Annotated in this window: 11 protein-coding genes; 7 read left to right on the plus strand and 4 right to left on the minus strand. The window is 64.9% G+C overall.

Going from position 1 to position 12,046, the window contains the following annotated elements:
* Positions 1–501, plus strand: coding sequence for a free L-methionine (R)-S-oxide reductase MsrC (gene msrC / locus DSM104635_RS15405; RefSeq protein WP_158767058.1), 501 nt, complete (start codon positions 1–3; stop codon positions 499–501).
* Here the strand turns inward: msrC and DSM104635_RS15410 are convergent, their stop codons facing one another.
* Complete coding sequence (locus DSM104635_RS15410) at positions 502–2,721, minus strand: prolyl oligopeptidase family serine peptidase (protein WP_158767059.1); 2,220 nt, start codon at positions 2,719–2,721, stop codon at positions 502–504.
* A gap of 161 nt (positions 2,722–2,882) precedes the next feature.
* On the opposite strand from DSM104635_RS15410, the gene carA reads away from it, so the two are divergent.
* From carA to DSM104635_RS15425, 3 genes are all read left to right on the plus strand, one after another.
* Positions 2,883–4,061 (plus strand): glutamine-hydrolyzing carbamoyl-phosphate synthase small subunit, encoded by a 1,179-nt coding sequence (carA, locus tag DSM104635_RS15415; RefSeq protein WP_158767060.1) that lies wholly within the window; start codon positions 2,883–2,885, stop codon positions 4,059–4,061.
* Positions 4,062–4,219: 158 nt separating this feature from the next.
* Positions 4,220–5,122: a 2-hydroxyacid dehydrogenase gene (locus tag DSM104635_RS15420; RefSeq protein WP_158767061.1), complete on the plus strand. Its 903-nt coding sequence runs from the start codon at positions 4,220–4,222 to the stop codon at positions 5,120–5,122.
* Between the two features lie 67 nt (positions 5,123–5,189).
* Complete coding sequence (locus tag DSM104635_RS15425) at positions 5,190–5,417, plus strand: hypothetical protein (protein WP_158767062.1); 228 nt, start codon at positions 5,190–5,192, stop codon at positions 5,415–5,417.
* Positions 5,418–5,455: 38 nt separating this feature from the next.
* Here DSM104635_RS15425 and DSM104635_RS15430 read toward each other — a convergent pair whose 3' ends face one another.
* Together DSM104635_RS15430 and DSM104635_RS15435 are read right to left on the minus strand one after the other, a co-directional pair.
* The gene (locus DSM104635_RS15430) at positions 5,456–6,190 is read right to left on the minus strand and encodes an SIMPL domain-containing protein (RefSeq protein WP_158767063.1); all 735 of its coding nucleotides are present in this window, start codon (positions 6,188–6,190) and stop codon (positions 5,456–5,458) included.
* 154 nt (positions 6,191–6,344) lie between these two features.
* Positions 6,345–7,067, minus strand: a complete 723-nt coding sequence (locus DSM104635_RS15435; protein WP_158767064.1) for an SIMPL domain-containing protein — start codon at positions 7,065–7,067, stop codon at positions 6,345–6,347.
* Positions 7,068–7,222: 155 nt separating this feature from the next.
* Here DSM104635_RS15435 and DSM104635_RS15440 point away from each other — a divergent pair, with 155 nt between their 5' ends.
* The gene (locus tag DSM104635_RS15440; protein ID WP_158767065.1) at positions 7,223–7,396 is read left to right on the plus strand and encodes a hypothetical protein; all 174 of its coding nucleotides are present in this window, start codon (positions 7,223–7,225) and stop codon (positions 7,394–7,396) included.
* Between the two features lie 14 nt (positions 7,397–7,410).
* On the opposite strand, the gene DSM104635_RS15445 is transcribed toward DSM104635_RS15440, so the two are convergent.
* The gene (locus DSM104635_RS15445) at positions 7,411–7,677 is read right to left on the minus strand and encodes a hypothetical protein (protein ID WP_228445719.1); all 267 of its coding nucleotides are present in this window, start codon (positions 7,675–7,677) and stop codon (positions 7,411–7,413) included.
* 352 nt (positions 7,678–8,029) lie between these two features.
* On the opposite strand from DSM104635_RS15445, the gene dnaG reads away from it, so the two are divergent.
* Together dnaG and rpoD are read left to right on the plus strand one after the other, a co-directional pair.
* The gene (gene dnaG, locus DSM104635_RS15455) at positions 8,030–9,934 is read left to right on the plus strand and encodes a DNA primase (RefSeq protein WP_158767068.1); all 1,905 of its coding nucleotides are present in this window, start codon (positions 8,030–8,032) and stop codon (positions 9,932–9,934) included.
* An 18-nt stretch (positions 9,935–9,952) separates the two neighbouring features.
* Positions 9,953–12,043 (plus strand): RNA polymerase sigma factor RpoD, encoded by a 2,091-nt coding sequence (gene rpoD, locus DSM104635_RS15460; protein ID WP_407703493.1) that lies wholly within the window; start codon positions 9,953–9,955, stop codon positions 12,041–12,043.
* Positions 12,044–12,046: the final 3 nt, after the last annotated feature.

Consider the following 12,046-nt stretch of genomic DNA (forward strand, 5'->3'; position numbering starts at 1 on the left):
ATGGCGGAACCCGCCCGCGCAGCACTCCCGGCCGACAAAGCCGAGCGCTACGCCACGCTCCGCGCTGAGATCGCCGCCGTCATCGCCGGCGAGCCAAACATCACTGCGCGCTATGCCACCGCCTCATCGCTGTTGGCGCAAGCCTTTCCCGATCGCTTCTTCTGGACCGGCTTCTACGTCGTTGATCCACAGAAAGATCGCGAACTCGTCGTTGGCCCATATCAGGGGACGCTGGGCTGCCTGCGCATCCCGTTCGGCGAAGGCGTCTGTGGCGCCGCCGCCGCGCAGCGCGAAACCATCATCGTGCCTGACGTGCACGCCTTCCCAGGCCACATCGCCTGCGATAGCCGCTCAAACTCTGAGATCGTCGTCCCGGTGTTCGACAAAGCCGGCGCACTCGCCGCCGTACTCGACGTCGACTCCACACAATTCAACGCCTTCGACGGCCTGGACCAAGCCGGCCTCGAAGCCATCTGCGCCGATCTGCTGACGCTACCCTGACTACTGCTCTGGCGGTTGCGGCGGCGAGGGAGAACGCGGCGTGATTTCGCGCGCGACCGGATCGGCCGGCGCCGCTGATGTCGCCACTGGCCCGCCAGCGCCATCATCCGCCACAGGCAACGCCTCTTCCGCCGGCGGCGGCGTCGGCACCACAGCGCGCCGCGCAAACGCCGAGAGTCCCGGCACGCTCGTCGCGCCATCGTAAGCAATCATCTCCGCGCCTTCGAGCGAGGCGCCCGCGGGCTCAGCGCGACCGCCCAAGCAATCCGACAGGAAGTGCTCAAGCACCGCGTAATACGCGAGCCGGTTCTGCGGCCGCACCAACTCAGCGCCCTCTTCCGGAAACACCAACGACGTCAGCCCAACACGCCGCGCCCGCAGCGATTGCGCGATCACGTCGAACTCACCGCGCGTCGCCGCGCTATCGCGCGCGCCCATCGCCAACAGCAGCGGTCGCGTGATCTGCCCCGCGCGTTGCAGTGGGGATCGCGCCCGCAGCGCCGAACGGCCCTCCGCACTACGCACATCGCCCACGCGCAGATACCAAGCGTCGCGCGAAGCTGCGGGCGAACCTTCCACCAACGCACTCAAATTCGCCGGCGCGCCGTACGACGCCGCGCACCGAAACTGATCCGGCGAGAACGTCAAACCCGCCAACGCCGCGTAACCACCAAAGCCCTGACCCACGATCGCGACACGATCCGCCTGCGCGATGCCGTTCGTCACTGCCCATTGCACCGCGTCGAGCAAGTCTTCCTGCATACGCCCGCCCCATTCGCGATTGCCCGCATTGAGGAAGGCTTCGCCGAACCCGGTCGAACCACGGAAGTTCACGCTCATCACTGCGTAACCGCGATTGGCCAACCACTGATGCATTGCGTTGAAGCCATACGCATCGCGCGACCATGGACCCCCATGCGGCACGATCACCAACGGCACAGCGCTCTCGGGCCGCGCGTCGCCATTGGCATCAGCGCCGATCGGCAGCGTCAGATACGAGACCAGCGTCAGCCCATCGCGCGCTTCAATTTCCACCGGCGTCATCGCCTGCAGCGGCGCCTGATCCAAGCCAGGCCTATGCCTGAACAAAAGCGAAAGTCTGCGATTGGCGCGGTCGCCGCGATCGTAGAGATACGACCGCGCCGCAACCGTCGGCCCTTCTTCGACGACAATCCACCGCGCATCATCCGCACTGCGCGACACCACGCTAAAGTCACCGGTCAGCTGCCGATCGAGATAATCAATATCCGCCTGCGCATCCTGATCGAGCGCGCGCCACTCCGGACGCAGATAGTTCGCCGCGAACGCCTCCGGCGCATTGGTCGCCGGATCGAGCCATACGTCGGAAACATCCGCGCGCGCGCTTTCACCCAGCACGCTCTTTGCCGCCGTGTACGCATCCACCCGCACCAACGCCGCGCGGTCGCGCCCGGTGGAATCCAACATCAAGAACGAGCGCCCATCCGCGTCGAACGCTAGCGGCTGCGACGACAGCGCGTCTTCGAACGGAATGGTGAGCAAGCTGTACCAGCGCGCATTCGCGTCTCGCGCAAACACTTCAACACTGCCATCAGCCAGGGTCTTCAGGCCCAGCCGCAACCGGTTCTGGCGATCGAGCACGAAGCGCGAGAACCCACGCACCGCCGCCGTATTCGCATTACGCACCAAACGCGTCTGCGCGCCCGTCGCCAACTCAACGCGGAAAAGATCCGGCCAAGCCGCGTCGCGCTGGTTCAACGACACCACAACGCCGCCCGGATCGGCGGCGCTCAGCCCCACGATCTCCGCCCGCGCGCGCGCCGGCGTCAGCGCCCGCGCTTCGCTAGCGCCACCCGCGTCCACCGCATAGAGCCGCAGATTGCCGTCGCCCTGGTCGTCCAACTGGTAGAGCAGCGTCGCGCCATCCGCCGCCCACGCGAACGCCCGCACGCCCCGCGCCCGGTCGTCCGTCACCGCCCGCGCCTCATCCATGGCGCCAACCGACATCACCCAGAGGTTCGTCACCCCATCCCGCGGCGCCAAAAACGCGACCCGATCGCCACGCGGCGAAAGCTGCGCGCCGAAACGAACCGGTTCGCCAAACAGATCAGCCCGTGCGATCGTCGGCGGCGCAACGGGCGCGGCGGCAGGCGCGCGCTCGCGCTGCCCGCACGCGGCAGTTCCCAGGAGCCCGAGAGCGGCAAGCGCCCCGGCCCAAACTCTGATCCTCTTCGTCCCCACGCCGAAACCTTACAAGGCCGTCATCCCCCGGCCAACTGACATGGCTGACAGGGAGTTCACCTTTACGGCAGGGATTGGGCAGTGGCTGTGACGCGAACCCCAATAGGTGGTGACTGGGCGGTTTTGACACCCCGCCCGGCGCGCCTTATCTCCCGTGCGCTTTGGCACAACCGACTCGTCCCCCGCCCACCGGCGCGCTCGTCCTCGCCGATGGAACCGTTTTCCTGGGCGAAGGCCTGGGCGCTGTTGGCGCCGCCGAGGGCGAAGTCTGCTTCAACACCTCGATGACGGGCTACCAGGAGATCCTCACGGACCCCTCCTACGCCGCCCAGATCGTCGCCTTCACCTTCCCGCACATCGGCAACGTCGGGACCAACAACCAAGACATCGAAACCTCGTCGCCCGCCGCCGCAGCTGCCGCACGCGGCGCTGTCTTCCGCACGCGCCCGACACAATCATCGAACTGGCGCAGCGATGACGAACTCTCCGCCTGGCTCGCCAAGCGCAACGTCATCGCTCTCGCCGGCCTCGACACCCGCGCGCTCACCAAGCGCATCCGCGAACACGGCATGCCGAACGCCGTTATCGCGCACGCACCCGACGGCAAGTTCGATCTCAAGAAACTACACAAGCAAGCGCAAGCCTGGTCCGGCCTCGACGGCCTCGATCTCGCGAAAGACGTCACCACCGCGCAAAGCTACGTCGTCAACGAAAAGCGCTGGCAATGGCCGCTGGGCGTCGCGCCCGTGACCAAACCCAAATTCACCGTCGTCGTCATCGACTACGGGGTGAAGCGCAACATCCTGCGCGCCCTCGGCGACATCGGCGCCAAAACCATCGTGCTTCCCGCCACCGCAACGGCGGAAGAAGTGCTCGCGCACAAGCCCGACGGCGTGCTGCTCTCAAACGGTCCAGGCGACCCGGCCGCCACCGGTAAGTACGCGGCGCCGCAAATCAAAAAGATCGTGGATTCTGGCACGCCGACAATGGGCGTCTGCCTTGGCCACCAAATGCTCGGCCTCGCCCTCGGCGCCAAGACCATGAAGATGGCGCAAGGCCATCATGGCGCGAACCATCCGGTGCAAGACAAGTCGAACGGCAAAGTCGAGATCGTCTCGATGAACCACGGCTTCGCCATCGATCCAAAGACGCTGCCGAAGGGCGTGAAAGAAACCCACGTCTCGCTGTTCGACGGCTCCAATTGCGGCATCGAACTCGACGGCAAGCCCGTCTTCTCAGTGCAATACCACCCCGAAGCGTCCCCCGGCCCGCAAGACAGCCACTACCTCTTCGAACGCTTCGCCAAGCTCATGGCGAAGAAAGCCAAGAACGCGGCTTAACTCCCCTCGCCCCGCGAAGTGGGGGAGGGGTTGGGGGCGGGGGACATGCCTGTCCCTCCGAGTTGAATCACTGTCCCCCTCCCGTCGCTTCGCGACACCCTCCCCCGCTTTGCGGGGCGAGGGTTGATTGTGCGCGGTGATCGCCGTCACATTGCGCCATGACCAAGCCCGCGCTTCTGATCCACCCGCCCCTCGGCCTCTTCGAAATGCGCCTCGCCGACTACGACGTCGTGCATTGGCCAACCGACCGCAAAGACGTCCGCGCCGCCGTCACCATCGGCTCCGTTGGCATCTCCAACGCCATGATCGACGCGCTGCCCGAACTCGGCGCCATCGTCTGCTTCGGCGTCGGCGTGGACGGCATCGATCTCGCCTACGCCGCCAAGCGCAACATCGCCGTCACGCACGGCCGCGAGATCAACCACGAAGACGTCGCCGACGTCGCCATCGGCCTCATGATCGCCGTCTGCCGCGGCTTCACCGAAGGTGAGCGCGTGCTGCGCGAGAACCGCTGGGCGCCGCCGCTCGCCATCCCGCCGCAACGCCGCTTGCGCGGCCGTAAACTGGGCGTCGTCGGATACGGCGCGATCGGCCAAAGCATCGCGCATCGCGCTGAAGCGTTCGGCCTTGAGATCAAATGGTTCGGCCCACGCGCAAAGCCGGAGGCCCAACACGCCTACGAACCCGATCTCCCCAAGCTCGCCGAATGGTCCGACATTCTCGCCATCGCCGCCCGTGGCGACCAAGGCCGCATCATCACCGCTGACATCATCAAAGCCCTCGGCAGCGACGGCATCCTCATCAACATTTCGCGCGGCAGCCTGGTAGACGAAGACGCGCTGATCGCCGCGCTCAAATCCGGCGCGCTCGGCGGCGCTGGCCTTGACGTGTTCCAGGAAGAACCAACCCCCGCCGTCCGATGGGAGAACGTCCCCAACACCACGCTCACGCCCCACCTCGGCGGCGGCACCCGCGAAGCGCTCTACGCCGGCTCACAGAACGTGATGGAAAATCTCCGCCGCTTCTACGCCGGCGAGCCGCTGCTGACGCCTGTCGCCTAACGCGCCGGGAACCGCAGCGCCCAGCCCCATGTTTACCAGCCAGGGCGTGACCCTGGAGGATTGGAACATGGCAGAGAGAGAAGGCGGCGGCTCGTCGTGGCTCGCGTTTCTGTGCGGTATCGTTCTCGTGGCGATCGTTGCCGTCGGCATCGTCGCCTATAATGGCGGTATGCAACCGCGCGAAACGGCTTCGCTCGAACTCAACGTGCCCGACGTAAACATCAACCCACCGGACGTCGATCTCCCGGAAGCGCCACCGATTCCGGTGCCCGAGGCCGAAACGCCCGCGCAATAAGTAGTAGAGGGCGGCGGATCGCGCCGCCGCCCCCACGTTCAGCGCAACTCGTACGACACGCTGACAAACGCCCGCGTCTCCAGCTCACCTGGCGCAATCGGCGTCGGGGATGAGCCGCCTCCAGCGCGGCTCGCCGTCACCACGATTTCTTCGCCGAGCGAAACCGGCGCCGCGGCCCCAGCCTCGCTGACGGAAATCACCCGCACCACGCGCAGCCCGAGCGCATCCGCGTAAAGCTCCGCCCGCTCGCGCGCGACCCTGATCGCATCGCGCCGCGCACGGTTGACGTGAACCTCCGGCTCCTGAAATCCGAACGAGACGCCGTTCACCTGATTGCCGCCTGCCTGCACCGTTGCGTCGATCACCCGCCCCGTCGCATCGATGTCGCGCACTTTCGCCCGTACCGAATTCTGCGCCTCGTAGCCGTTGATCAGCGGCGACTGATCGGCCCTATACTGATACCGCGGACTGACGCGGACGTACGAGGTCTGGATATCGCGCTCCGCAACGCCCGCACGGCGCAGCGCTGCCGTGAGCGCCGTCATCCGCCGCGCGTTCTCGGCCCGCGCCCCTTCTGCGCTCTGGCCCATCGTGAGGACGCCGACATTGATCGTCGCCATATCCGGCCGCGCCTCGACTATGCCGTACGCATTCACGCTGAGCGCCGTCGCGCGCGGCGCATCTTCGCGCTGCGGCTCCGGCCGCGGCTGCGCCGTCGCCGGCGCGATCAGAACCAAAACCACGGCCACAGCCGCCAATGTCGTCAAACGCATGATGTGTCCTCCCTCATCTGCACCACCACGCTAGGCACGGCCGGCGCACAACCGCAGGACACATTCGCGCGAGCCACGGGCGCTCCGCAAAAAGTGAAGGCGGCGGATCGCTCCGCCGCCTCCTCTCGGTTTAGTTTTTCGCGCGTTGAGCGTTTCAGCGCAGTTCGAACGTCACGCTCACACTGACGCGCGTTTCGATCTGGCCCGGCGAAATCGGCGTCGATTGTGCATCGGCGCCTTCCATCCGCGCCATCATCATCGGCATCGGCGGCGAGAACCCGCCGCCTTCCTGCACCGCAACGATGCGCACGACGCGCATATTCAGCGCGTTCGCATAAAGCTCCGCCCGCCGGCGCGCTTCAGCGATCGCGTCGCGACGCGCCACATCCAATTGCGCGTCCGGATCCTGATACGTGAACGAGACCCCGTTCACCGTATTGCCGCCCGCGCCGACGGCCGCATCGATCACGCGCCCGGTATTATCGATCGCGCGCACTTTCGCCGTCACCGTGTTGTTGGCCTGGTAGCCCGTTATCCGCGGCTGTTGGCCTTCGACATATTGCTGTTGCGGATAGACCGAGACGTTCGACGTCTGGATATCGCGCTCGGCGATCCCAGCGCGCCGCAGCGCCGCCGTCAGCGCCGTCATGCGCCGCGCGTTTTCCGCGAGCGCGGCGGCGGCGGTTTGGCCTTCCGTCGTCACACCGAGATTGATGATCGCCATGTCGGGCCGGCCTTCCGACAGCCCTTCCGCACTCACGCTCAACAGCGTGCCTTGCGTGCTTGGCGCCACGACCTGCGGCGTCTGCGCCGAAGCCATCGGCGCTGCTGCCGCCGCCATAACGGCGAAGGCCGCCGCAGCTCTACTCAAACTCATCTGGAAACTCCTGGTCGTCCCTTGCGGGCGCGAGATTGGAATGGAGGGCGCCCGAATTGCGGCGGAGTCACGCACTCCCGCCCCGTTCCCAAGAAAGTGAGCGCGGCAACCTTTGTTCCCCGCCGCGCGTTGAATCCGGGACACAGGAGTCCCTCATGCCCCACAAAGACACCCACGCTCCGAAGAAAACCGAGACCCCGCCGCCAAAGCCCAAAAAGGTCCGCGACGCCGGCCCCGACGCGATGGCCAATCCACCAAAGAAGTGGAACGACACCGACGAAGCCAGCGACGAAAGCTTCCCCGCCAGCGATCCGCCGGGGAAGTACTAGCGTCGACGCTTCGATCATTGATTGAGATGCGCGCGTTCTCGATTGCGAGCTAAGTCGCGCTTGCCGATTTTTATCGTGATGGTGCCATGCTCGTTCACGGCGACTGAGCTGTGCTTGTCGATGGAAGAGCCGGAATTGCGGCGTTTGCGCCAAAAACGCGTCAAGTAGTAGGCGACACCAATCGTCGCCAACACGAACGCAAAGGCTATCATCCCGGGACCCGCCTCGGGATACATCAAGGCAGATCCAGCCAAGGCTAGATCAACCGCCCAAAAGAGCATGTGAGGCGCGAGACGTGGCACCGCGCAATCGTATCTGAGTCGTCTCGGCTAAGGGTTACTTCCAACCTGGCCTTGCTCGACCTGCCTGTTGTGCCCAACTTGAGCATATGCCGAGTTCGCGCGCCCCCATCCCCGCCGACATCCCCGAAGTCCGCGACGCCGGCCCCGACGCCATGGAAAATCCGCCCAATTCCTGGGACGAAGTGGACGAAACCTCCGACGAGTCCTTCCCCGCCTCGGACCCACCCGCCCACGGCGGCCACGTCGACTAAAAACCCCAGCTAAATCAGCGCATCCGAATCGTTTCGGCGAATCGCTGTATAATAGGCCCAGCGTCTCACTTCAGGTTTTCATGCGGTTCACCGACACCTTGCTACGAGAGGTGCGCGACCGGGTTTCGATTGCCGACTACGCCGGCAAGCGTCTGACCTGGGATAAGCGCAAAACCCGCCCTTCGGCGGGTGACTTCTGGGCGTGCTGTCCGTTCCACCAAGAGAAGACGTCCTCGTTCCACGTCCTCGACCAGAAGGGCATCTTCAACTGCTTCGGCTGCGCCGAAAAAGGCGACGTGTTCGGCCTGTGCATGAAGCTCGAAGGCCTCTCCTTCCCCGAAGCCGTCGAACGTCTCGCCGAATACGCCGGCGTGCCGCTGCCCAAGGATGACTACGCCGATCGCGGCCAAGACGATCGCAGGAAGCGCCTGCTCTCGATCACCGCCCGCACCGCGAAACTCTACGCCGACGCGCTGCGCTCCTCGGGCGGCGCCGACGCGCGCAAGTATCTGCAAGGCCGCGGCATCGGCGCGGACGTCATCGAGCAATTCGGCATCGGCCTCGCGCCCGACGAATGGACCTGGGCGCTCGACAAACTCAAACTCGAAGGCTTCACCGCCGAAGAAATCGTCGCCGCCGGCGTCGCGCGCGAAGGCGATGAAGGCAAGCGCGCCATCGACACTTTCCGCGGCCGCATCACCTTCGAAATCCACGATCCAAGCGGAAAAGTGATCGGCTTCGGCGGCCGTGCGTTGGCCAAGGACGCCAAAGCCAAATACATCAACAGCCCCGAAAGCCCGCTCTATTCCAAGAGCCGCGTGCTCTATCGCTTAAAGCAAGCTCGCGAATTGCTGGCGCGCACCAAGGCCAACGGGCTCGTGGTCGGCGAAGGCTATCTCGATGTCATCGCCTTCGAACGCGCCGGCATCGCCGCGGTCGCCCCGTGCGGCACCGCGCTCACCGAAGACCAACTGCAACTGCTCTGGCGCTCCGGCGGCGAGCCGATCTTCTGCTATGACGGCGACACCGCAGGCCGTCGCGCCGCCGACAAAGCCATCGATCTCGCCATTCCGCATTTGGCGCCGAGCCACACGCTCAAGATCGCCTACGCCCCCGAAGGCCAAGACCCCGACGACATCTTCCGCGCCGGCGGCGCCGATGCACTCAACGCGCTGCTTGAAGCTGCCGCCCCCGCCTCCACGGCGTTGTTCGATCGCGAACACGCCCGCCACGGCCTCGCGACACCCGAAGCCCGCGCCGCGCTCCAAGCCGCGCTCAAGGAAGCCGCCGGCAAGATCGCCGACCGCGACACATCCCGCGCCTACTTCAGCGATCTCCTCCAGCGCTACAACGCCCTCATCCGCGCCCAGCGCCCAGCCTGGACCCCGCCCCAACCCGGCCAACGCTGGGGCCGCAACGCGCCCCCACCCGGCGCCACCACCGAACTCAAGGCTCAAGCCCCAGCGCGCGCCCGTCCCGCCGCCGAAAACTTCCTGCGCGCCGCGGTGGATCATCCCGAAGTCCTCGCCCGCTACGCCGACTGGCTCGACCGCCTCGCTGTCGCCGACCCCGAACTGGCCGCCATCCGCGACACCCTGGTGGGTCTGGCGGATGCCCATGAGGCGTCTGGGGCCATTGACCGGGAGGTCTTGAGCCTCCATCTCACCCGATCGGGTCAAGAACGCGCCGCGGCGCGCGTTTTGCGCTGGAAACACGATGCGAAGCCGCCAGGGACCTCGAAGCCGCCAACCGGCTACGAGGCCCGCCCAGAAGAATGGGCCGCCCTGGCTTCACTCCACGTCGTGCTTCCCGCGATCAGGGAGGAACTCGCCGAGCTAAAACGGGCGGCGGCCGAAGGCGACGATGACGCTTTCGCCCGCTTTCAGGCTTTGAACAAAGAGGCGTTGGCCATCGAGATCCGCGCCCGTGAAGCCAAGCTTGATGATGACGTGCAGCAAGACGATGCCGGCGACCTAGTCGCCTAGAGAGAAATGCCTATTTCGATGAGCAAGAGCAAAGTTTCGATGGCGAAGACCGAAGACACAACGACCGAGGAAAAGGAAGCGCCGGAAGGCCCGATCCTCGATCTCTCGGATGCCGCCGTAAAGAAGATGATCAAGGCCGCGAAGACGCGCGGCTTCGTCACCCACGAAGAGCTCAACAAGGTTCTGCCCAGCGACGAGTTCGATTCTGAAGCCATCGAGAACGTGATGGCGCAGTTGAACGAGATGGGCATCAACGTCGTCGACAACGAAGAAGAAGGCGAAGCCGCCGAGGAAGAAACCTCCAAGGCCGTCGCCACGCGCGAAGAAGCCACCACCAAGGTCGCCGTCACCAACACCCGCGAAGACGCCGACCGCACCGACGATCCAGTGCGGATGTATCTGCGCGAAATGGGCACCGTCGAGTTGCTCAGCCGCGAAGGCGAAATCGCCATCGCCAAGCGCATCGAAGCCGGCCGCGACGCCATGATCCGCGGCCTCTGCGAAAGCCCGCTCACGTTCGAAGCCATCATGGTGTGGCGCGACGAATTGCGTGAGCAGAAGATCCTGCTGCGCGACATCATCGATCTCGAAGCCACCTACGGCGCCGAGATGGGCATCGTCCCGCAATCCGCCCCCGGCGTGAACGCCGACGGCTTGGTCGATCCCGAAGCCGCGAAAATCGAAATCGCCGAGACCGAGCGCAAGAAGGCCGAAGCCATGGCCGCGCGCATGGCCCCCAAACCCGCCGCTGCAGCGCCGTCGGGTGAAGAAGGCGAAGAGAAAGATCCGGCCGAAGCCGCCGCTGAAGCCGATTCCGATTCAGAGTTCGACGACGAACAGGCGATCTCGATGTCGGCAATGGAAGCCGAACTCAAAGAAGGCGTGATGTCGACGCTCGACAACATCGCCGAAGCCTTCGGTCAATTCCGCAAGCTGCAGGAAAAGCGCATCGAGCTGCGCCTGCAAGGCAAGGCGCTCCCCGGCGCCAAGGCCGAGGCCTATGACACCGCGCAGAACACCATCATCGAAGAGCTGAAGAAGCTGAAGCTCAACAACGCGCGGATCGAAAGCCTGGTCGAGCAGCTCTACGCCATCAACCGCAAGCTCATTCAGCTTGAAGGCAAGCTGATGCGCCTCGCCGAATCCAACGGCGTGCCGCGCACCGAATTCCTCACCCAATACCAAGGCCACGAACTCGATCCGAAATGGACCGAGAAGATGATGGTCCAAAAGCACAAGGCCTGGGCCAAGTTCGTCACCGCCGAAGTCGACGACATCGCCGACATCCGCGGCGAGATCGGCGTGCTCGCGCAAGAAACCGGCGTCCCGATCGACGAATACCGCCGCATCGTTCACGCCGTGCAAAAGGGCGAACGCGAAGCGCGTCAAGCCAAGAAGGAAATGGTCGAAGCGAACCTCCGCCTCGTCATCTCCATCGCCAAGAAGTACACCAACCGCGGCCTGCAATTCCTGGATCTGATCCAGGAAGGCAATATCGGTCTGATGAAGGCCGTCGATAAGTTCGAGTATCGCCGCGGCTACAAATTCAGCACCTACGCGACGTGGTGGATTCGCCAAGCCATCACCCGCTCGATCGCCGACCAGGCGCGCACCATCCGCATCCCGGTGCACATGATCGAGACGATCAACAAGCTCGTCCGCACCAGCCGTCAGATGCTGCACGAAATCGGCCGCGAACCGACGCCCGAAGAACTCGCCGAGAAACTCGGCCTGCCGCTCGAAAAAGTCCGCAAGGTGATGAAGATCGCCAAGGAGCCGATCAGCCTTGAAACGCCGATCGGCGACGAAGAGGACTCACACCTCGGCGACTTCATCGAGGATAAGTCCGCCATCCTCCCCGTCGACGCCGCGATCCAATCCAACCTCCGCGAAACCACAACGCGCGTCTTAGCGTCGTTGACCCCACGCGAAGAACGCGTCCTCCGCATGCGCTTCGGCATCGGCATGAACACCGACCACACCCTCGAAGAAGTCGGCCAACAATTCAGCGTCACCCGCGAACGGATCAGACAGATTGAAGCGAAGGCACTGCGGAAGTTGAAGCACCCGTCCCGCTCACGGAAGCTGCGGAGCTTCTTGGATAACTGAGAC

Origin of the sequence: Terricaulis silvestris (assembly GCF_009792355.1) — a bacterium.
GTDB lineage: Bacteria > Pseudomonadota > Alphaproteobacteria > Caulobacterales > Aquidulcibacteraceae > Vitreimonas > Vitreimonas silvestris.

What these genes read in the sequence shown, in the direction of transcription:
- msrC (WP_158767058.1), top strand. Translation starts at nt 1, where the DNA reads ATGGCGGAACCCGCCCGCGCAGCACTCCCGGCCGACAAAGCCGAGCGC.
- DSM104635_RS15420 (WP_158767061.1), top strand. Translation starts at nt 4,220, where the DNA reads ATGACCAAGCCCGCGCTTCTGATCCACCCGCCCCTCGGCCTCTTCGAA.
- DSM104635_RS15425 (WP_158767062.1), top strand. Translation starts at nt 5,190, where the DNA reads ATGGCAGAGAGAGAAGGCGGCGGCTCGTCGTGGCTCGCGTTTCTGTGC.
- DSM104635_RS15430 (WP_158767063.1), bottom strand. Translation starts at nt 6,190, where the DNA reads ATGCGTTTGACGACATTGGCGGCTGTGGCCGTGGTTTTGGTTCTGATC.
- DSM104635_RS15435 (WP_158767064.1), bottom strand. Translation starts at nt 7,067, where the DNA reads ATGAGTTTGAGTAGAGCTGCGGCGGCCTTCGCCGTTATGGCGGCGGCA.
- DSM104635_RS15440 (WP_158767065.1), top strand. Translation starts at nt 7,223, where the DNA reads ATGCCCCACAAAGACACCCACGCTCCGAAGAAAACCGAGACCCCGCCG.
- DSM104635_RS15445 (WP_228445719.1), bottom strand. Translation starts at nt 7,677, where the DNA reads ATGCTCTTTTGGGCGGTTGATCTAGCCTTGGCTGGATCTGCCTTGATG.
- dnaG (WP_158767068.1), top strand. Translation starts at nt 8,030, where the DNA reads ATGCGGTTCACCGACACCTTGCTACGAGAGGTGCGCGACCGGGTTTCG.
- rpoD (WP_407703493.1), top strand. Translation starts at nt 9,953, where the DNA reads ATGAGCAAGAGCAAAGTTTCGATGGCGAAGACCGAAGACACAACGACC.